Annotated in this window: 26 protein-coding genes and 1 pseudogene; 12 read left to right on the forward strand and 15 right to left on the reverse strand. The window is 41.4% G+C overall.

Annotated features, from left to right (window positions below):
• Window positions 1-53: 53 nt before the first annotated feature.
• The 8 genes from HMPREF1154_RS11645 to HMPREF1154_RS11680 all read right to left on the reverse strand — a co-directional run bounded on the left by HMPREF1154_RS11645 (window position 54) and on the right by HMPREF1154_RS11680 (window position 6113).
• Window positions 54-605, reverse strand: a complete 552-nt coding sequence (locus HMPREF1154_RS11645; protein ID WP_009642855.1) for a LemA family protein — start codon at window positions 603-605, stop codon at window positions 54-56.
• Between the two features lie 100 nt (window positions 606-705).
• On the reverse strand, window positions 706-2277 hold the full coding sequence (locus tag HMPREF1154_RS11650) for a DUF3137 domain-containing protein (RefSeq protein ID WP_009642807.1): 1572 nt from the start codon (window positions 2275-2277) through the stop codon (window positions 706-708).
• A 31-nt stretch (window positions 2278-2308) separates the two neighbouring features.
• On the reverse strand, window positions 2309-2893 hold the full coding sequence (locus HMPREF1154_RS11655) for a Uma2 family endonuclease (RefSeq protein WP_009642835.1): 585 nt from the start codon (window positions 2891-2893) through the stop codon (window positions 2309-2311).
• Window positions 2894-3005: 112 nt separating this feature from the next.
• Complete coding sequence (locus HMPREF1154_RS11660; RefSeq protein WP_009642805.1) at window positions 3006-3551, reverse strand: hypothetical protein; 546 nt, start codon at window positions 3549-3551, stop codon at window positions 3006-3008.
• A 33-nt stretch (window positions 3552-3584) separates the two neighbouring features.
• On the reverse strand, window positions 3585-4178 hold the full coding sequence (locus HMPREF1154_RS11665) for a hypothetical protein (RefSeq protein WP_034567460.1): 594 nt from the start codon (window positions 4176-4178) through the stop codon (window positions 3585-3587).
• Window positions 4179-4338: 160 nt separating this feature from the next.
• Window positions 4339-4941, reverse strand: a complete 603-nt coding sequence (locus tag HMPREF1154_RS13030; RefSeq protein ID WP_009642830.1) for a hypothetical protein — start codon at window positions 4939-4941, stop codon at window positions 4339-4341.
• Window position 4942: 1 nt separating this feature from the next.
• A complete protein-coding gene (locus tag HMPREF1154_RS11675; RefSeq protein WP_009642796.1) occupies window positions 4943-5629 on the reverse strand; it encodes a hypothetical protein in 687 nt (228 codons plus the stop codon).
• A 16-nt stretch (window positions 5630-5645) separates the two neighbouring features.
• On the reverse strand, window positions 5646-6113 hold the full coding sequence (locus tag HMPREF1154_RS11680) for a hypothetical protein (RefSeq protein WP_009642795.1): 468 nt from the start codon (window positions 6111-6113) through the stop codon (window positions 5646-5648).
• A gap of 216 nt (window positions 6114-6329) precedes the next feature.
• On the opposite strand from HMPREF1154_RS11680, the gene HMPREF1154_RS11685 reads away from it, so the two are divergent.
• The gene (locus HMPREF1154_RS11685; RefSeq protein ID WP_009642848.1) at window positions 6330-6605 is read left to right on the forward strand and encodes a hypothetical protein; all 276 of its coding nucleotides are present in this window, start codon (window positions 6330-6332) and stop codon (window positions 6603-6605) included.
• Complete coding sequence (locus HMPREF1154_RS11690; RefSeq protein ID WP_009642847.1) at window positions 6583-6876, forward strand: type II toxin-antitoxin system RelE/ParE family toxin; 294 nt, start codon at window positions 6583-6585, stop codon at window positions 6874-6876. Before HMPREF1154_RS11685 ends, HMPREF1154_RS11690 begins: the two co-directional genes overlap by 23 nt.
• 11 nt (window positions 6877-6887) lie before the next feature.
• On the opposite strand, the gene HMPREF1154_RS11695 is transcribed toward HMPREF1154_RS11690, so the two are convergent.
• The 6 genes from HMPREF1154_RS11695 to HMPREF1154_RS11720 form a co-directional block, all read right to left on the reverse strand.
• Entirely contained in the window at window positions 6888-7628 is a 741-nt protein-coding gene (locus HMPREF1154_RS11695) for a LytR/AlgR family response regulator transcription factor (RefSeq protein WP_009642817.1), read from the reverse strand.
• Complete coding sequence (locus tag HMPREF1154_RS11700; protein ID WP_009642794.1) at window positions 7625-7828, reverse strand: hypothetical protein; 204 nt, start codon at window positions 7826-7828, stop codon at window positions 7625-7627. Before HMPREF1154_RS11700 ends, HMPREF1154_RS11695 begins: the two co-directional genes overlap by 4 nt.
• 4 nt (window positions 7829-7832) lie before the next feature.
• Window positions 7833-8381 (reverse strand): TatD family hydrolase, encoded by a 549-nt coding sequence (locus HMPREF1154_RS11705; RefSeq protein ID WP_009642834.1) that lies wholly within the window; start codon window positions 8379-8381, stop codon window positions 7833-7835.
• Window positions 8371-8853, reverse strand: coding sequence for a regulatory protein RecX (locus tag HMPREF1154_RS11710; RefSeq protein WP_009642822.1), 483 nt, complete (start codon window positions 8851-8853; stop codon window positions 8371-8373). The genes HMPREF1154_RS11705 and HMPREF1154_RS11710 overlap by 11 nt, the downstream gene beginning before the upstream one ends.
• A 2-nt stretch (window positions 8854-8855) precedes the next feature.
• A complete protein-coding gene (locus HMPREF1154_RS11715; RefSeq protein ID WP_009642839.1) occupies window positions 8856-9299 on the reverse strand; it encodes a hypothetical protein in 444 nt (147 codons plus the stop codon).
• 65 nt (window positions 9300-9364) lie between these two features.
• Window positions 9365-10276, reverse strand: a complete 912-nt coding sequence (locus HMPREF1154_RS11720; RefSeq protein WP_034567461.1) for a ribonuclease Z — start codon at window positions 10274-10276, stop codon at window positions 9365-9367.
• A 422-nt stretch (window positions 10277-10698) separates the two neighbouring features.
• On the opposite strand from HMPREF1154_RS11720, the gene HMPREF1154_RS11725 reads away from it, so the two are divergent.
• Entirely contained in the window at window positions 10699-10950 is a 252-nt protein-coding gene (locus HMPREF1154_RS11725) for a hypothetical protein (protein ID WP_009642819.1), read from the forward strand.
• 1 nt (window position 10951) lies between these two features.
• Window positions 10952-11647 (forward strand): SMI1/KNR4 family protein, encoded by a 696-nt coding sequence (locus tag HMPREF1154_RS11730; protein WP_034567464.1) that lies wholly within the window; start codon window positions 10952-10954, stop codon window positions 11645-11647.
• Between the two features lie 161 nt (window positions 11648-11808).
• Here the strand turns inward: HMPREF1154_RS11730 and HMPREF1154_RS11735 are convergent, their stop codons facing one another.
• Window positions 11809-12264, reverse strand: coding sequence for a methyltransferase family protein (locus HMPREF1154_RS11735; protein WP_009642812.1), 456 nt, complete (start codon window positions 12262-12264; stop codon window positions 11809-11811).
• Window positions 12265-12353: 89 nt separating this feature from the next.
• Between HMPREF1154_RS11735 and HMPREF1154_RS11740 the strand changes: the two genes are divergently transcribed.
• The 8 genes and pseudogenes from HMPREF1154_RS11740 to sufD all read left to right on the forward strand — a co-directional run bounded on the left by HMPREF1154_RS11740 (window position 12354) and on the right by sufD (window position 18572).
• Window positions 12354-12929, forward strand: a complete 576-nt coding sequence (locus HMPREF1154_RS11740) for a Uma2 family endonuclease (RefSeq protein WP_009642820.1) — start codon at window positions 12354-12356, stop codon at window positions 12927-12929.
• Entirely contained in the window at window positions 12929-13066 is a 138-nt protein-coding gene (locus HMPREF1154_RS13430) for a hypothetical protein (RefSeq protein ID WP_157231286.1), read from the forward strand. Before HMPREF1154_RS11740 ends, HMPREF1154_RS13430 begins: the two co-directional genes overlap by 1 nt.
• Before the next feature lie 32 nt (window positions 13067-13098).
• Complete coding sequence (locus tag HMPREF1154_RS11745; RefSeq protein ID WP_009642825.1) at window positions 13099-13878, forward strand: SDR family NAD(P)-dependent oxidoreductase; 780 nt, start codon at window positions 13099-13101, stop codon at window positions 13876-13878.
• Window positions 13879-13959: 81 nt separating this feature from the next.
• A complete protein-coding gene (locus HMPREF1154_RS11750; protein WP_009642814.1) occupies window positions 13960-14148 on the forward strand; it encodes a hypothetical protein in 189 nt (62 codons plus the stop codon).
• 6 nt (window positions 14149-14154) lie between these two features.
• Window positions 14155-14256: pseudogene (locus HMPREF1154_RS13575) on the forward strand (Uma2 family endonuclease); the annotation flags it as partial.
• Between the two features lie 153 nt (window positions 14257-14409).
• Window positions 14410-16455, forward strand: a complete 2046-nt coding sequence (locus tag HMPREF1154_RS11755; protein WP_009642833.1) for an ATP-dependent helicase — start codon at window positions 14410-14412, stop codon at window positions 16453-16455.
• A 39-nt stretch (window positions 16456-16494) separates the two neighbouring features.
• On the forward strand, window positions 16495-17232 hold the full coding sequence (sufC, locus tag HMPREF1154_RS11760) for a Fe-S cluster assembly ATPase SufC (protein ID WP_016420575.1): 738 nt from the start codon (window positions 16495-16497) through the stop codon (window positions 17230-17232).
• A gap of 44 nt (window positions 17233-17276) precedes the next feature.
• A complete protein-coding gene (gene sufD / locus HMPREF1154_RS11765; RefSeq protein ID WP_034567475.1) occupies window positions 17277-18572 on the forward strand; it encodes a Fe-S cluster assembly protein SufD in 1296 nt (431 codons plus the stop codon).
• Window positions 18573-18660: the final 88 nt, after the last annotated feature.

Raw genomic sequence — 18660 nt, forward strand, 5'->3', positions numbered from 1 at the left:
AGCAATAATTAATGCCAATAATGATAATCATTAATCATTATTGGCATTAATCATTATTTGAAGAGTTCTTTCGCATCAATCGCTTCACGCTGTTTTTGAGTGGCGTATTGCCATTGGTAAGTAGTAAAACCGAAGAGTCCCGCCAGCAGATTGGCTGGGAAGGTCACAATGGCATCGTTGTAGTCGGTGATGGAGGCACTCAGGTAGCGCCGACCTGCGGCAAGTTGCTCCTCACACTCAGTGAAAGCATGTTGCAGATGTAGGAACTGTTGGTTAGCCTTTAGCTCAGGGTATTCCTCAGCACGTGCCATGACATTCATCAGCATCTTGTTCCCCTTCTCTGGTTGCAGGTAGGGGTTTTGTTTTTCAGTGACCACAGGGGTACGCAGCTCGGTGATTTGGGCTAAGGTCTCCTGCTCATAGTTCATATACTGCTTGGTCGTTTCAATAAGGTTTGGAATAAGCTCTGCTCGCTGGATAAAAAGCGAATCCAACGAGGAAATAGCATTCTGTATCTGGTTTTTTCGCTTGGCTATCTTATTAAAAACCAAGACAATGTATAAGAGTACTACCACTCCTACACCGAGTAAAATGTAAGTAACCATAAGGAGTTTTGAGTTTTGAGTTGTTAGTGGTTAGCTTTCAGTGGTTAGTTTTTAGTTGTTAGAGGCTGACCACTGACTACTGACCACTAATCACTAACTACTAATCACTAAGTTTAAGGGTTTCAATCATTTGTAATTGTTCTACCAGTTCCTCATAGACTTGGGTAACTAAGTTGAGGTCTATTTTTTGGAAGAGGGCACCGATAGGGCTATCTACCACATTGAGCACATTGCCACGGTTGGTCGCAATAACGATGTTGTCGGTGTTGATAGCGATATATACTTGGCCTTTGTAGCGCTCATTGAGCTTTTTGAGGCGCTCCATAAAGGCAGGGGTAAGCACATAGCGGGCAGTAATCTGGTCATCGCAATATACCTCAAACATCTTTTGGAACTCAGGGTCTTCTAAGCGAATACGCTCGCCCCCTGTGTTGAGGTAAGCGGCTATATCATTGTCCTTGAGCGTACCGAAAAAGCTCTTGACAGGGTGTATCACGATAGGGTGCTCAAAAGTCTTGGGCGAACGTGCCACAAAGTAATTTCCATAGAAAGCTACTCGGTCGGACTCGTTCTCCTTGCGAACCGTTGGGCGATAGGTCAGCGCTAAATTACAAGACTGGAAAGGCACCCCATTGTAGTGACCTACAATCTGGTCGCCCCCTGTAAGGTCATAGCGCTCTTGGCGGAAAAGGAAGGAAGAGAGAAGGTCACCAAGGCCTATATGTCCCTTTTCTATATACTGAAAATCAGGGCTGATGTAATGCACCACACGGCTGAAAATCTTGGACTTAAGCTGAGTGTAATCCTCCGCACCTGCCATTTTTTTCTTAGCCTGTTGCATAGAGATAAAGCTCAATAGGAAACCAAAAACTACAAAACCTATGATAAAGTACAGCACACTTGTTTGAGAGGAGAAATTAAGTACACCTGTAAAGGTCAAGACCATCATTATCACTACAAAAGCCACAGCGACTATAGTAGAAGTCTTGAACATTCCATGGCTTGCACTACGCCCTTTCTCCATAGAGGCAAGGGTAGGGGCTAATTCCTTTTCAGCAAAGGAGCGGAACTCGGCTACAGGTTTTAGCGTGATAGGTGCCCTTTCGGCTTGGCTTTTCACTGCTGCCTTGTCAAATAGGGTGTTGGACTGCGGTTTGTTATAGAGTTCGTACATCACTTCCTTGTAAGCCCCCTCATCGGCTCCAGTAAGGACACGCTTGATCTCGGCTGAGCCTGCACGATAGTGGATAGGGAGGGTGTAGTTTTTGTTTTTAATGGATACCCCTAAGTAAGAGATAGGGTCCATTTGGATACGAGAGCGTTTGCCAAAGGGAATAACTGTGAGGTAATCATCTGTCTCACTGACGATGCGGCACTCTTCTCCTTGGCCGATTAGGGAGAAAGCCTCCTCTACCTGCTCGCCACGCTTAAGGATTTTCCACACCCGTATAAGGGGATAAGCGGCAGTGAGCAGCAAGGCCAAAGGCAGCACGAATTTCACATAAGTAGGGACATTGGTAGTCTGTTGGCTTAGAAAAGGCAGCAGGTACTTCACTGCCAAAATGATTCCTATAAGGATCAGTACCACTACGATAATAAGGTTTCTTAGGGTGATACGCTTTTCTCTACGCGCTTCGTAGAGAACATATTCTTTAGCATCGGATAAAGTCATAAAATAATGATTAATGATTAATGACGAATGATTAATTTTTTATATGGAAAAGGTCAGAGGTATGTATCTTAAAATCAGGGAAAATAGTGGAGTATACATAGTCATCTGCAATGGGTATAGTGGGTTTAAACTTTTTGTTCTCAGCCACATAGACAAAAACAAGTTCTCTCTCAGGATCAACTACCCAATATTCGCAAACCCCTTCTTCTTGATAGAGGGCAAACTTGCTTTTCATCTCTTTTTTAGAGTTCCCAGGGGAAAGGATTTCAACCACTAAGTCAGGTGCACCTACACAGCCTTTGCTGTCTATTTTTTCAAAATCACAGACCACACACAAGTCAGGTTGTACGACTGTATATACTTGGCTTTCCCCTTTCTGTGGGAAGCGTACATCAAAGGGAGCGGTATATAGTTTGCACTTGCTGTTTTTCAAGAAGACAAACAAAGCCCCTTGCAGGTTACCTGAAATCTCTTGATGGATAGGGGAGGGGGCGGACATCTCAAGAATCTTTCCCTTGAGCAGCTCCACACGCTCCTTTATCTTCCAGACTAAGTAATCGGCATAGGAGTAAATCCCATTGACAAGGTCTAACTGATTTAAAGAGGTGATTTCCATAGGAGCTCATTGTTTTACGTTGCAAATGTACAAAAATAATAACAAATGACAAACAACAAATTAAGCACTTTTTATAGAATCTGTTATTTGTCACTTGTCATTTGTCACTATCTTAGTATCCATCAATCGCACTGATAATGGTCTTATAGCGGTCATAGTCCGCTCCAGAGACCACTTTCACAGGAGTAACCCCTCTGAAATCCGATGGGGAAAAATACTTCATCAAAAGGATATAGAAGGTCTTGTTGTCCTTATCCTCCCAAGAGAACATCTGTAAGGGTTGGTTGTTCTTGGAAGGAAGGTTCGCCAACTCTTGGTAGTTGCCTTGTTCTAAAAGGCGTGCCAACTCCTCCACGGTGGTATGGCCAGAATCAAATTTCTTATGCCCTTTTTGTTTGATTTTCGTTTTGGTTTGGATATTATAGTAATCATAGGCCATATAGAATCCTAAACCAGTGAATACCAGTCCTATGGCAGCAATAATACGCCACACCCATAGCTCCCCTACAGGGGTAATTTCGGGATAAATTATCAGTACAAGGAATGCTAAAAAAAGTATTCCGTTAATAGCCTTCTTAGCAATGTCATTCTTTTTGGCAAACTGATCAGGATGTGACTCAAAATAAGCAGGCAAACTTTGTGGAATTTCTTGACTCATATTAGTTTGATTTTAGTGAAACAATCTTATATACTACCACTCACTAACTTCATATTGTCCGTCAGCAGTAGGTGTTACATGGAATTGGTAATAATTGGTTACAATATTACGCCCTTCTACGGATTTTCCTTCCCCTTTTTTAGTGCACTGGATTTCATATTTTTGTTTTATCTGTCCGTTTTCCTTAGTAAAGACAAGGGAATGCACGATATAGCCTTCCATTTCTTCTAATTCAGATTGTGAACTTAGGAACTTTATCATCTTATCCACCTGGGCAGGTACTTTGTCAAAAGGAATTTCGGCGAGGGTAAAGGTTTCCGCTTTGGAGGGTTCGTCAGTGGAAACATCAGGGGAGCTAAGACCTGCCTCGGAGGCTCTTTGTGATACGTCTTTGCCTTGCTTCTCATCAAAATACTGAGCGGTTACGGATTCAAAATTCTCTTCCAAAGGTTGTCCTGCCCAAAGCATTACCTTAGTGAAAGCCTTGCCTGTATAAGGATCTTTCTCTAAGAGTTTTTTGGCTTTTTCCAATCCTTCAGCACTGGTGAGTTTGCTCCCAGTGAGGGAACTACAGCTACTTATAACTAAGGCAAGGCCTATCCCTGCCATGGTTAATAACTTTTTCATTATCTAACAATTTTATATTATTGGGCAAAGATAAATAATTTCAGCGCTTATAAGTAAAAGAATCAATATTCGCGGGGGGGGGTAAATATTCGCAGAAAAATAAGTAAAAAACAAAAAGTGAAGAGCGCTTTTCACTCTTCACTCTTCACTTTTCACTCAATTAGTCCTGATCTTCGATGATGTATTTGCCATCGTTGTCTCTGCTGACAGAAATTTCATAATAAGAAATGGTTCTCTTCCTACCAGAATAGGTAGTTCCACCACTCTTATCGCGCATAGTTACATTATAGAGGATGGTGAATTGGCCTTTCCACTTGATAATGGTCATATCGCGTACGTTGAAGCGATTGAAATCCTTTAACTCTTCATTGTTTTCAAGGAATTTATAAAGCTCGGCCGCATCTTTTACCACCATATCGGTATTGATCTCTTCTACTTTGAAAGGAGTTAAGTTATCACTAACAGAATCTTCTTGAGGGTTCTGTAGTTTGCCTATTTTCCAATAAGCCTGAGAGATATACTTACCCTCATTTTCAGGATCTTTGAAAACGGCAGTAAGTCCTTTGAAGGCATCTTCTAAGGGTTTGCCTGTGTGTAGGCCTACTTTGTAGAATTCCTTCCCTGCAAAAGGTTGCTCCTTCTCCAAAATCGCTTTGGCTTCGTTGATTCCGTCTTTTTCGGTCATTTTGTTGCCAAAGATAAGGCTACAAGAGGTAAGCACAAAAGTAAGTGCCATACCTAATAAAAGGGTGATTTTTTTCATTTTATAATTTGATTGGTTTTTTAGTGTCTATTAGCGTACCTTCCGCATCGAAGCGGAAAGTAGTTTTTTGGGCTGCCAGCACCATGGGTTGGGTACGCACTTCTATCTCAAAGGCTTTCGTCTGGTGGTTACGGCTGATCTCCCAGCTTGTTACAAAGGCACTTTCCTCGGATTCTTGAAGTGCTTTCTTCAGGATGGAGGGAACCTTTTGTAAAAGGGGCTTGACATCGGAAAGGCGAAACAGTATGTCCTTATAGTCGTCATAGGTAGCCGCAGTCTCATCGTCTCGCTTGAGCACAAAGGCAGAGCTGCCTTCCTCACCGAAGACACTGCGGTCGCTGTCGCAATCTATATAGAAAACCCGAAAAGCACTTGCCTCTACGTTGGTGAGTACCTTGACCAATACCTTGGAGGCCTTGGCTACTTCATCTAGATCCAAACGGAGCACATTGGCACCTATGGCATAGAATTCAGCATCTTCAGCGGACTTAAGCCTATTGGTTTCGACCAGTTCTTTTAGGATATCATCTATATATTGGGGGTAGCTCTCCATGTCAGTTCCTACAATCCCTTTGGTAAGGTCATACTTAGCGGGTGGGAAGATAGCATTTTTCCAAAGCCTGAGGTATTCGCAACTGCTAAAGCTAAGTGCCAATATCGCTACTACTAAGAGGGTGAGTTTTTTCATATAGGGTAAAGGATTTTTATTTGTTTCTTTTCCAAAGGGCAGAGATGCCTACGTTTTGGTCTTTCTGTTGTACAGGGTATTTGCTGTTGATAGCCTCCAGAATATCTCCGTCAAAATCTAAATTGCTACCATAGATGGTTTGGATAATCCAACGGCCAATCATACCGCCTTCGTTGTAGAGTCCCTTGAGCCACCACTTCATAGTAGAGCGGTCAAAGCCTAAGTAAGTGTCCTCGCGAGACATGTCCTCGGTCATAGGAGCATGCTTTACGGTAATAAAAGTACGGTGGTAAGCGTTTTTGGCCACGAAGATACGGTCTTCTGAGGCAGAAGTTCCCAAAAACTGAGCGGCAGCATTGCCTTTTTTGATGAACTCCACTTTGTACTTGTCGCCTAATTTTTCTTTGATGACTTCAAAGAGGTCTTGCAAAGGCACCTTGCCTTCTAAGAATGTAATGGTGATATTCTTGTCTAATAGTCCCATAATGACTTATATTTAGAGTTATTAAGCAGCAAAATTAAACGAAAATTCTTAAAATGCTAAAACAAATCAATATTCGCAGGGGGGGTAAATATTCGCAGCTAAATAAGCGAAAAGTGAAAAATGCTCTTTACTATTTACGCTTCACTTTTTATTTTTTAGAGTTTGATAATTAACAATTAAATTTGTACTTTTGCACATGATTTAAATACTATCAGAATGGAGACTTTGATACCTAATAAAGAATGTATGAACACTGTGTTATTACAAGCAAAGGTGCAAGAGTCAGATGTGCCTTATATAGAACGATTTCTTAGAGGAATTGCTACAGAGGTCTCTTTTGGAGAAGAAACTGATTTTTTTGAAGAACTGACAGAGGAAGATATTCAGAAAATAGAGAAAGGAAGAGAGCAGATACAACAAGGTATGAGTATCAGTAGTCAGGATTTGCAAAAAGAAACCAGAGAGAAATATGGAAGTAAAATGGGCTATTGATGCCAAAAACGACTATCACAATGCACTTGATTATTGGTATGAGCACAATGGTTCTTTTACCTATTCAGCTAAGATCATACAAGCTGTAGAAGCATTAGAGTATGACTTGGCTAACAATCCTTACTTTGTAGGGAGATATAGCAAAAGCCTAAACCTCTATTGTAGGACAATTCTCAAAGGAAGGTTTCTTATTTATTTTGATGTAAATGAAAAAGAAAAAAGTATAGAGATTGTTTATTTTAGAAGCTCTAAACAAGAATCTATAGAGTAGAGGTTGGTTATTTATTCATTTTTCATTAACCACTTTTGTACCTGCTCTCTACGGCGTTCGGCCACGGGGATACGCTCGCCTGTGGTTAGCTCCAGAACCCCCTCTTTGTAATACTTCCGCACGTAGCGAGCATTGACCAAATAGGACTGATGAGAGCGTACGAATTGTGAGGAGGGCAAAAGTCCTTCGTATACCTTGATGACCTTGCTGACCAAGATCTTCTTTCCGTCGTCAAGGTAAAAAGTGGTATAGCCCTTATCGCTCTGCAAGTAGACAATCTTCTCTATAGGCACTACATCTATTCCTTCGGCGGTAGAAAGAGAGATCCTACTTATTTGACTCTTATCGGCTATATATTGTAAGGCAAGTTGCAGCTGGGAGGCTGCGACCTTGAACTGCTCTTTCTTCTGATAACATCTCAGCAGGGTTTGGTTAAAGAATGTTTCCTCAATAGGCTTAAGCAAATAGGCAAAGGCACCTAAGTTCAGTGCTTCTATGGCAAACTGGCTATAGGCGGTGATAAAGATAAGCTGTAGGTGTTCTGTTTCTATCTCGGAAAAAAGGGTTAGACTATTCCCATCTGAGAGTTGTATGTCTGAGAGTACCAGTTCGGGAGATAGGGCAGGAATCTCCTGCCTTGCAGTAGCTATATTCGAGCTATAACCTACTGTTTGAGCAAAAGGGAGCTTTTCTACAAGGGAAATGAGATAACGGAGTATATTAGGTTCGTCTTCTAAAATATACACTTTCATAAAATAGGGATTACTAAGGTTATACAATATCCGCTTTCAGGGGCTTTTCGTGGGGCAGCGATAAGGTAGGCGTTGTTCTTTTCGGTGGCTAATAAGAACGCTGCTACCTCTGTGTCCCGACCAGCAGAGATAGGGCTTTGGGGGAGCTCCTGAGCATAGCCGCTACCTATACATAAGAGCAAGAGAAGAATACGATACATGTGATTAGTCATTGTTTTCGTCTGTTTCAAAGAAAAAATCCTCACGGGGGAGCGTCTCAACTAAGTGTTTCAGGCGAGGGTCATGCAATAGGGTTATGTTGAAAGAGAGCTTGATGCCTGCCTTTAATAGCTCATGGGCAAGGGCTTCACTCTTGTGAAAGCCATGGAGAATCCACAGACCTGTGGCGCCGCTCTTCTTACGCAAACCGATAAGCTCCCCATAGCTCTTGACACAATGGATAATCAGCGGCTTATGTAGCAGCTTGGCCAGAGCAATATGTTGCTCAAAGAGAGCTGTCTGCTCGGGCAAAGGCGTAGCAGCACGCTTGTCCAAGCCGCATTCGCCTATGGCAACACAGAGCGGATGAGAGGCACGTTCAAGTACTTGCGCCCATTGCTCTTGGCCGTCCCCACTGATATAACAAGGGTGAATCCCTACTGAGAATACGCCCGCATCGTAGGTGTCTTCAGGGAAGCAGTTCTGTACCTCCTGACTATTTTTTGCCTTATGAGTATGTATGTTAGGATAGGGGAAAAGAGGATTAATCGTCATAGGGAAAGAGTTCTACTGTCTTTTCGTACACCATGGAGGACTCCCAGCCCTTGTAGAGCAGGTAGTCAGCGAGCTTGCGGCGTGCTTTTTGGATATTCTTCTCAGTGATAGTGTTGGCCTTTTTCTCTGCCAAGGTATCAAATACCTCTTGATAATCGTCCTCTATCTCCTCCATAGCACAAGCTATATTGTAGCGGGAGATCTCGCGAAACTTCAGCTCGCGGGTGATACGTACGCGTCCCCACTTTTTGAAACGGAATTTGCCTCTGGCATAGCTACGAGCAAAGCGTTCCTCATTGAGGAAATTTTCCTCAATAAGGTACGCTACAATAACATCTATCGCTTCGGGAATCATACGCATCTGTCGGAGCTTAGTGACGACCTCTTTGTGGCAACGTTCCTGATAGGCACAATAGCGCTCCATACGCCTCTTGGCTTCCTCTACCGTATAAGTTTTTACCGTTTCGCTCATGATCAAAAGGCAGCCATCCACGTTTTCCAAGGCAATACACCCAAAATAAGCAGTAATCCTATGCCATAGAAAATAAGGATACGCTTGAAAGCGCCTATATCAGTTTTCTGCTTTTTGTGTAGTGACCAGCCAATAGTAATAAGGGTTACCGCCACAATACCGAAGGGGTGCTCCACAAGCATCTTTCTTAGGTAAGCGTCCTTCATCACGCCTGCACCCATAGCAGACCAGCTTTGAAAAAGAGGGGTTACAAAATAGAGGATAAGCCCTAAGGTAACCTGTAGGTGTGTGAATATGAGAGCAAACAAGTTGATACGCAAGTCCTTTTTCTCATATTTACGTTTTTGCCACACACCTAAAGCGGCATTGATTACAGCAAAGCAAAGCACTACCAAGACAATATAAGCAGTCAGTGAGTGGGTGTTTTTGAGTAGTTGATATAACATATTCAGTTTTGAGTTTTAAGTTTTGAGTTTTAAGTTTTTAGTCACTAATCACTAATCACTATTCGTTATTCACTAAAGAGGAATTCTTTTCCGTCTTCGCTCAGTAGCGTATTGGGGAAAATCGTTTGGGCTTCTTCTTGAAAAACCCGTTTGTCCTTATAGCGAGAGGAGTAGTGGCCTAAGATAAGGGTTTGTACATTAGCGGCTTTAGCGATTTTGGCTGCTTCAAGGGCGGTGGAGTGCTTGGTTTTCTCAGCCAAAGCATGGTTATCCTCAAGGAAGGTGCTCTCGTGATAGAGTACTTGTACCCCCTCAATCAGTGGGATAATCTTAGGCAAATAGGCGGTATCACTACAAAAGGCATAGCTCTGTGCAGGAGCAGGCGGGAAGCTCAGTACTTCATTGGGGATACACTCTCCTGTCTCTAAAATAATGTCCCTACCATTCTTGATATTCTGATAATAGCAAACGTCAATACCATATTCTTGTACAGCATCTGCATTGAGCTTGCGTTCCTTGTTTTTCTCTTTGAACAAAAAGCCATTGGCATAGATACGATGGTCAAGGGGAATGGTAGTGACCGAGAGCTTATCGTCCTCAAAGATAACTTCGCTTTCCTTGCTCTCCAGCTCATGGAAGTACAAGGGGAAGACCATATGAGCGCCACTGACTTTCAGCAGTAGCAGCATGGCCTCTTTGGCACCCTTAGGAGCATGGATATGTAGTTCTGCCTCCCTGCCTTGTAGCTGGAAGGTAGAGATCAGCCCCGCCAATCCGTAGAAATGATCACCATGGAGGTGAGAGATGAAGATATGCTTGATACGGGCAAACTTAGCCCCTGATTGTCTCAGAGCCATTTGTGTTCCTTCCCCGCAATCAATAAGGAAGAGATGCCCTCGCATCTCCAAGAGCTGGGCAGTGGTACGTGCCTTATCCCTCGGTGAAGCACTATGACAGCCTAATGTAGTTAATTTCATTAGTTTTAAAATTCTCTGCAAAGATACGAATATAAAAGCCAAAGGCCAAAGACTTCCTAAGAATTCTTTGACCTTGCAAAAATACAACAAAAAAAGCAAACAAACAATTGTTTTAAAATCGTATCTTTGCAATGCTGATATAACAAGAGTTCGACAATAGAAAATCTGTGAAATCTGTGTTTCACAGACCCAACTGTGAGCACTTTTATTATATCACACTCATGTTAATGATTATTTTTAACGCGAATCAATAGTAAAAAAACAATTGTATAGTCCAATTCATTAAGACGCAATTTATTGCGTCTCTACAAAGGACTACGCTCATCAGGAGTTGTCTTAGCCAGCGTATGCGTAGAGACGCAATTTATTGCGTCTTAGAAAGTTAGTGATTAACATTTTAACTATTGATTCGTATTTTTAGTATGAAATTATTCAAGCAAAAAATGTGGCAGTTTGAAACATCAGGAATAGAAGGTGAGGTAACACTCTTTGGCGTAAATATCTTTGCCTACAAATGGCAAGAAACGGGGGAATATGTAAAAGTAACTGACCCTCTCTATCACGTTGAAAGGTCTTTTTGTCTTTATAAAGTAGTGATAAATGGCGAAACACACAGCTTTGTAGCAGGGGAGTTTAGCAATATGATATGGGGATTTTATTTGTTAAAATATTGATATGGACAACATCAAAAAACTATACAATTTAATGCCAGAGGACTGTAAAGGCTTCTCGGAAACACAGCTATTAAAAGCTGAAAAACGCTTACTCATCACCTTGCCTGAAGAGTTCCGAGCGTATTACTTAGAGTTAGGGGCAACCAAAAGTGTAAACCAATCCTTTAACTCTTTGGCTACACCTCAGCAATTGTATTTTGCAGGGGATTACTTATGCTTTTGTGAAGAAAACCAAGGAGTGGTAATGTGGGCAATTCGAAAAGAAGATTTAAACAACCCTAACCCTCCCGTTTGGGGTAATTACGGCTCCGCAACCGACCCCAATTGGATACAAGAAACCAAAAATCTCTCCGACTTTTGGTTGTACATGGCTATTTACAATGGTGTGATGGGAGGCTTGCCTTACAACGCTAATGCAATGGGCGGTTTGGATATGGAAGGCTTTGAAGTACCCACAGAAGCAGTTGCCCATATCGAAAAACAATATACTGAGCTTACCTCCCTCAGTTGGGAAGGGCAACGCACCTTCACCGATGCGAACTTTAAAATAGTCATTACCCTTGCCATACATCAAACTACAAACCGAGCCACAGCTATTTTTATAGGCAGCACTCAACAAGAGTTATTTGATACTCTTTTAGACGCTATGGAAAACTTTGGCTTGGAATGGGATTACACTTCGTATGATGACGAGTAATGAGCTAATTGGTACATTAACAAATTAATAATATGACCGAAGCAATAGAAGAACAAAAGATAAAGCCGAGGATTTGAAAAACTACCTTTCATCCAAGACTGTTACAAGATTATGGGAGAAACCTTTGCCAAGAGAATAGAGAAGAAGTGTACTAATTAGATTTACAGCCAGCGGCGTACTTTCAAGCAATAGTTTTCGTATTCTTTGCCAAATTTCAGTCTAAGGGTGCGCTCTTCTGGAATGATTTGGAAGCGTGTCATATAGGCTATGAATAGTGGGATTCCTATCCAAGTTAAAAGATAAGAGAGCCATATTGCCCAAGCGAGTAAACAGCAAGCCAAGCCTACATACATAGGGTTACGGCTCAGTTGGTATACACCTTCAGAAACAAAATGAGTAGCTTGTGATGGATCAAGAGGATTGACAGTAGTGCGGGCCTTATGAAAGCTCCAAACACCTGCAAATGAAACGCCTATACCTATCCCTGCGACAGCTATAGCCACTACGGGTAAGTGAGGTAATGCACCAAAAGGTAATAGACGAGCCATTCCCCACATTGTCAAGGCACAGATAAGCCATGCTCCAACAGGAGGGATTTTAAGTTCTAGATTTTTCATTTTCTATTTTCTAAGGGCAAAGGTAGTGATATTTTGGCAATTAGCAAATTATCCTTATCTTTGTGTCCTAAAACCTTACTTTTAAAGCTATGGAAATTACACATATCAATCAGTTAGACCCTTTGGGTACTTACACCTATGCCGATTATCTGCTCTGGAAGCTCAAAGAGAAAATACAGCTCTTCAAGGGGAAAATATTTGCAATGAGCCCAGCACCAGCAAGGTTTCACCAAGAAATCTCTACCAACCTAAACGAGCTACTAATACCTTTTTTTAAGGGACAAAAATGCAAGATTTATTCCGCTCCTTTTGATGTGTTCTTCAAAAGTGCAGACGGTAAGGAGTCGGTTGTACAGCCTGATATTTGTGTGATATGCGACCGACAGAAACTCACCCAGCGAGGCTGCGAAGGAGCCCCTAATCTCATTATTGAGATTCTTTCGCGAGGCACCCAATACAACGATACCAAGCTGAAGTTTGAGCTCTATCAAGAGCAGGGTGTACCTGAATATTGGGTAGTAGACCCTTACTATAAAACAGTACAAATCTACCTATATCGTGAGGGTAACTATATAGCTCTTTCCCCTATTTTAGAAACCGACGAAGTGCAATCGGTTACCTATCCCGATTTGCGCTTTCCAGCAAATAAAATTTTTGAAGAATAATGAATACACTAAGAAAAGAACTATGCCCCGATTTTGCGACAGCAGAAAAGCTGTACCCGCTTGTACTAAAACGCTTAGAAAACTATGAAGCCTTTTGGGATGCCCAAAGTGAAGACACTCCTGATGTTAGGAGATAGAATTGATAATCAATCTAAAATAGCAAAACAATATGAACACAAATCGTATCAAAGGAAAAATTGCTTTTATCTCAGGTGCCAGCAGTGGGATAGGCAGAGCAGTAGCCGAAAAACTGGCACAAATGGGTGCAAACCTTATTCTCTGTGCACGCCGTGCGGAGGTGTTGGCACAGCTGAAATACCAATTAGAGAAAGAATATGCTGTGGAGGTCTTCACCTTGGTATTTGATGTGAGACATTACCAAGAAGTAGCCAAAAGCATTCAGTCTTTGCCTGAAAAATGGCGACATATTGAGATTCTTATCAATAATGCGGGCTTAGCGGTAGGGCTACAACCTCTGCACACCTACGCCATGGAAGATGCTGACCAGATGATCGACACCAACATCAAAGGATTTACTTATGTAGCCAATAGTGTGATTCCACTCATGCTCGCCACTGACAAGGTGGGCACGATTGTGAACATTGGATCGGTAGCGGGGGAAATAGCCTACCCCAATGGTAGTATCTATTGTGCGACTAAGTTTGCTGTAAAAGCCCTCAGCGATGCCATGCGTATAGAGCTGTTGGACAAGAAAATCAAGGTAACGACCGTAAAACCAGGCTTGGTAGAGACCAACTTCAGCAAAGTACGTTTCAAAGGCGATACCGAGAAAGCCGATAATGTCTATAAGGGCATCACGCCCCTTTATGCTGAAGATATCGCCGATACTATTGCCTATATTGTCAATCTACCCGATAAAGTGCAGATTACCGATATCACCGTCACCCCACTGCACCAAGCCGATGCTTTGCATGTGTATAAAGAGTAGTTAATCATCATAAGAGATAAAATCGTCTTTTTCTTGGAAAGCAAAAAGAAATGATGTATCTTTGCACCTTGAAATAAAACTATGGAAGGAGAAAAACCGTTATTTGTTATAACTGTAGCTGATGCACAACATTGGGCTGAAGAAAAATTAGGCAGAAGGCTTACTTATGAAGAACTGCAAGTGGTAGAAGACAAGCTAGAATGGGGATTGTGTGAAGGACTTGATGTAGTATATGATACTATTTTTGATGAAATAAGAAGAAATGAATAATTTTCTATGGAAATCACTAATATCAATCAGTTAGATCCTCTCTATGGGGTGTATTCTTATGCAGACTATCTGTTGTGGAAGTTTAAGGAGCGCGTAGAACTCTTTAAATGTATTGGTCTATGTGCTTAAGGGTGGTAAGTGTTTGAATACAATGAATATAGTAGAAGGAAATATTCCATCAGAAAAGTTTTCTATGCTCCAAATAGGAATAGACAATATTTTCTCTGACTGACAAAATAACCAATATAGAATGATAATATTATGGAAATGAATCTAGAACAGCTCAATACTAAGCAATTAGAAGCCGTAAAGAGTGAAAGTAAGCGCCTATTGGTGCTTGCAGGAGCAGGATCTGGGAAAACAAAAACTCTTTTGGAGAAGCTCATCTACTTAATGAGAGAAAAAAGAATAACTCCTGCTAATCTTTTGGTAATTACCTTTACAAAAAACGCAGCTAATGAGATGATTGATCGTCTGATCCTTGCTAGTAAGAATGCAGAAGAATATAGATATATTATGAATAATCCTAAGATAGGCTTGGCGGAGAAAAACAAATACAGAGAGGAGTTCAAAAAGAGGCATAGTTGGCTTTCTAATCTTTCTATTAGTACCTTCCATAGTTTCTGTCATAATGTACTTCGCAAATATGGAGTAAGTGAGTTTGATAACCGATTTAAGGTAATAGAGGAAAGCAAAAAGGATAGAGGAGAAGCTGATGCTACCTATGATAATGCTCCTGAAACTGATTTTGAGGTGGCTCATAAGGTACTTATAGAACTTTCAAAGGATAGAGGATATTTGTTAGACCTAAAGCGCTATATTCTTGATTATTTTGTAGATAAAAATTATCGTCAGGTTGGTAAAGAGGAGTCGCCTTTCTATGAAAAACAAAAGGATTACACCTCCCTGAATGGTACAAGAGTGCGTTCTAAATCAGAGCGTTATATAGCCGATTGGCTCTATAGACATAATATAGACTTTAAGTATGAGACCTATCTGAGTTGTAAGGATTTCTATTTTCATCCTGATTTTTATATTCCTCAAGCGGATATCTATTTAGAGCATATAAGTGATAAGAGTGTTGCGGTAGCGGAGAAAGATGAGCAATACAAAAAAGCTAATAAAACGCTCTTTAAAACCTATGAAGATATTCATGCTAAGGATTCCACTCTTTTCAATGAAGTCTTAGATACAATTGTTAAAAACCGACTTCCTGCCAACTATCAGAGTCAAACAGCCTTGAGCTTCGAGGAAGAACTCAATACCTATCATAAAGAGGTGAATGATTTTCTTGCTCAAGTCTTGCGTATGATAAAGATGATAAAAACAGAAGATCTTTCTCCTGAGCGTGTGTTGAAAAAAGCCTTAGAAGATCCTCATCAGCGCGTAAGAGATTTTTATAAACTGTTAATTCCTTTAATGGAAAAATATCAGGCCTATTGCGTGAATAAATCATATCTTGATTTTGAAGATATGATTATCAATACAATAAGCTTATTTGACCACAGGGCAGAGATAAGGGAAAAATTCCAACATCAGTATAAGTATATACTGGTAGATGAGTTTCAGGATGTGAACAATCTGCAAGTGGATTTGCTCAAGCGAATGCTTACCCCTGATAATCAGCTCTTCTGTGTAGGAGATGACTGGCAAAGTATTTATGGTTTTAGGGGGTCTAATGTGGATTATATAGTGAACTTTGAAAAATATTTTCCTAATGCAGAGGTGATTAAGCTGGATCAAAATTATAGAAGTACCGAGCACATTGTTGGAGCAAGTAATGAAGTGATAAAGCACAATAAGTTCAAAGTAGAAAAAGAGATCTTTGCTAATAAAAAATCAGAGACAAGGGTTAATATTTTTGCAGGCAAAGATGAGGATGAAAATATTAATTTCGTAGTGAAAGAAGTTAGGAAGCTGCTTGATATGGGGTATAAGAAGGATGATATACTATTTTTGTACAGGCGCTCTAAAATGTATTATAACTATGGCAATCGTTTCAGAAGCCAACGTATTAGTGTACAAGATAAGACTATTCATGCTGCAAAAGGGTTGGAAGCTAAGGCTGTCTTTATTATAGGACTTACTCAAGGGTATGGGGGATTCCCTGATGTTTGGTTAGAAGATAGAATCTTCCAAGTGGTGAAACCGACTCAGCATGATCTACTAATGGAAGAGGAAAGACGTTTATTCTATGTAGCCATCACACGGGCCAAGGATTTGCTTTACCTGATAACAGAAAAAGGCAACGAATCCTGTTTCCTAAGCGAAATCCCTGACCATTTTGTAGTCAAAACAATGAATTAAAAAAAATAAAAGATACAACAACCTATAAAATTATCAAGAATGTTAATAATAAAAGATCTCCACGCGGGTGTGGATGGTAAGGAAATCCTTAAAGGAATCAACTTAGAAGTGAAAGCAGGTGAAGTACATGCAATTATGGGGCCTAACGGAGCGGGCAAATCTACGCTCTCTTCCGTAATTGCAGGTAATGAGAACTTTGAGGTAACTCAAGGGGATGTGATCCTCAACGGGGAAAGCCTCCTGGAGGATGCCCCTGAAGAGCGTGCCCATAAGGGTATCTTTATGTCGTTTCAGTATCCCGTGGAAATACCTGGTATATCAGTAACCAACTTTATCAAAACAGCAATCAACGAGAGCCGCAAGGCACAAGGACTGCCTGAGATGTCTGCCGGCGAACTCCTTAAGAAGATACGCGAAAAAGCTGCTCTCTTGGAAATCAACCCTGACTTTTTGGCACGCTCCCTTAACCAAGGCTTCTCTGGAGGGGAGAAGAAGCGCAACGAAATCTTCCAAATGGCTATGCTAGAGCCTAAAATTGCGATCCTTGACGAGACGGATTCAGGCTTGGATATAGATGCGCTGCGCATTGTGGCCAATGGTGTGAACAAACTCAAGAATAAGGACAACGCTGTGATTGTTATCACTCACTACCAACGCCTTTTGGACTACATCGTTCCTGACTATGTCCATGTGCTTTCCGATGGTAAAATCGTGAAAACAGGGGACAAACACCTCGCCTTGGAGTTGGAAGAAAAAGGATATGATTGGCTTAAATAGTGACTAATGACAAGTGACTAACGACTAATTACGAACAACTAATGATTAATTTAAAAGACAAATGGGAAGCAGCCTTTGCGCAGTTTCCTCATCAAAACGATATATTAAAGGACATCCGCCAAGAGGCTTTGCGCTTCTTTGTCTCTAATGGCTTCCCTCATAAGAAGATAGAGGCATGGAAGTATACTTCCCTCGATGGGGTACAGGCTACTGACTACGTGTTGTGGCAACCTACCCATGCTAAAAAGACACTAGCGGCAGAGGCCTTGCACCCTTATAGGATAGAGGGTAGCCATCTCTTGGTCTTTGTCAATGGCTTCTTTAGCTCTGAGATGTCCGATGCCGCTGTGGCCGACTTCACCGTAACGCCGCTGTTGGAGGCTTTGCACAAGGGAGGAGCTGACTTTGTGGGCAAATATTTTAATGCAGCTACCGAGAAAGGCGATGTCTTTACCGCTCTTAATACGGCTTATGCCGCCGAGGGGGTATATATAGAAGTGCCTAAGGGCAAGGTAGTGGAAAAGCCCATTCAGCTATTATACTTGAGCGATGTGGGTACACCTACTTGTTTCCAGCCTCGTAATATCATCTCGGTAGGGGAACGAGCAGAGCTGAAGGTGATTGAGATGCACCACAACCTCTCCCAAGCACAGGTGTTGACCAATGCCGTAACGGAAGTATTTGTAGCCAAAGAGGCGCATTTGGACTACTACAAATTGCAGAATGATGCGCTCCAAGCCTCCTTGATAGACAATACTTATATCTCTCAAGAGGGGCAGAGCCATGCCAGTGTACATACCTTCTCTTTTGGAGGGACACTCACCCGTAACAACTTGAATTTCTATCACCATGGGGAATACTTGGAATCTACCCTTAAGGGATTGAGTATACTCGAAGGTCAGCAGCATACCGATCATTATACCTTGGTAAACCATGCGCACCCTAATTGTGAGAGCCATCAGGACTATAAGAGTATTGTAAATGGGGAGGCAACCAATGTTTTCAATGGGAAAATCATGGTCGATCAGATTGCTCAGAAAACGAATGCTTACCAGCAGAATGACAATATTTTACTTTCAGAAAAGGCAACTGTATATACCAAACCCCAATTGGAGATCTTTGCCGATGATGTGAAGTGCTCTCATGGCTGTACCGTGGGTTCACTTAGTCCCGATTCGCTGTTTTACTTACAGACACGAGGAATTGGGAAGAAGGAAGCCGCTGCCCTGCTTACCTATGCCTTTGCCAATACAGTATTGGAGAGCGTCAAGATACCCGCACTCTCAGACTATATCAATAAGATCATCGCTGAGAAATTAGATGTCAAAGTTGATTTTTAGTCAAATGCACTAAAAATAGATTTTAGCTCCTGTGGAATAAATAGTATAATCCATAGGAGTTTTTTTATTAAAAAGTGAGGTCATTTGA

The organism is Capnocytophaga sp. CM59, assembly GCF_000293175.1.
GTDB classification, from domain to species: Bacteria; Bacteroidota; Bacteroidia; order Flavobacteriales; family Flavobacteriaceae; genus Capnocytophaga; species Capnocytophaga granulosa.